This is a genomic window from Aeromonas sp. ASNIH8 (assembly GCF_002919855.1).
GTDB classification, from domain to species: domain Bacteria; phylum Pseudomonadota; class Gammaproteobacteria; order Enterobacterales; family Aeromonadaceae; genus Aeromonas; species Aeromonas caviae.
This window is the reverse complement of sequence record NZ_PQLN01000225.1, coordinates 1-1256: the sequence shown is the minus strand read 5'-3', so window position 1 is coordinate 1256 and position 1256 is coordinate 1. Positions and strand designations below refer to the sequence as shown.

Below are 1256 nucleotides of genomic sequence, written 5' to 3'. Positions count from 1 at the left end.
TCATTGAGGTGGCGTTGGAAGCGACAGGTGATGTTATGCGCCCAGTCGTCGTCTTTGCCTGATGGTTTGTCGTCGAACAAAAATACCTGCCCCTGACCGCGACGACTCTCCACATAGTCCAGGAATTGATGTCCGATCAACGCACTATGTAGCGGCACGGTACGGTACGCATTGGCACTCTTGAGCTGCTGATCCACCTCTCCCGCATCAACCATCAGACACCAAATCCCCTCGACCTGTTTGACGTTCAGAGTTTTGAGCTGACAGGCCTCAGAGGGTCGCAGCCCGGCATACAGGCACAGCAGGGGCACCCACCAGTCTTGAACTCTCAATTTTTTGCCTTTCTGGGATTGTTTGCTGCGCAGGCTGGCAAACAGCTGAGCCAGTTGAGGGCGATGCCAGCGCACTCGCTCCTCATCCGCCCGTTTGTGCGGCTTCTTGCCTGCCGTCAACCCATCAAAAGGGTTACGGCTGCAATAGTCCAGCGCCACGCACCAACGGAAGAACTGTTTCAGGGCGGCGAGGTAATCTCCTTTGGTTTTGAAACTGAGGTTGGTCTTGCGCAGCAAGCTGTTGCGGTACTCCTGCGCCAGAGCGGGCGTCACCTCATCGACTTTAACCCCTTTGGCCCAGGTGACGAAGGCGTTGATCCGAAGTTGGAGCTGGCCCACCGACCTATGCTGGATCCCCTCACTGGTTTTAGTCTCGATGAATCTCGCCAATGCGTGGGTGAGCATGATCCCACTGCTGGGGCAAGCTGGGGCATCAACAGAAGGTTCACGAGGTGTGGAAGGTGTTTGAGGAGGGATGAACCCCGCTGCTTTGAACGCGTCTAGATCGGCGCGGATCCAGCGATAGAAGCTGCGGGGAGCAGTATCCGCAGGGGTAGCCGCGATCAGTGCGCGAGTGCGAGCTGCCACAGCCAGGTTTCGGTCTACAGCGAGCTGCCTATCTTTGGTGCAAAGGGAAGTACGGATAGCGAAGGGCAAGCCACGGTCACGTAATGACTTAGGCAGCGGGAGACGAGTGTAGTAGGTGCCGGAGGCATTTTTGCTCAGATACATGATTGTTCCACCCAGTTGATCCAGGAAAAAAATCACGTAAGTCTAGAAATGAAAAAACCCGTTGAAATTCAACGGGTTATATTTGGCGGTGAGGGAGGGATTCGAACCCTCGATACGTTGCCGTATACACACTTTCCAGGCGTGCTCCTTCAGCCACTCGGACACCTCACCAAATTTTTACTGCTTGAAGTG

At 55.0% G+C, this 1256-nt stretch carries 1 protein-coding gene and 1 tRNA gene; both read right to left on the bottom strand.

Annotation, left to right across the window (positions count from 1 at the left end):
- Positions 1 to 1064: site-specific integrase (locus C3418_RS23570; protein ID WP_258040180.1), on the bottom strand; the 1064-nt coding region annotated here is incomplete at its 3' end.
- Between the two features lie 83 nt (positions 1065 to 1147).
- Positions 1148 to 1235, bottom strand: a tRNA-Ser gene (locus C3418_RS23565).
- Between the last annotated feature and the right edge of the window lie 21 nt (positions 1236 to 1256).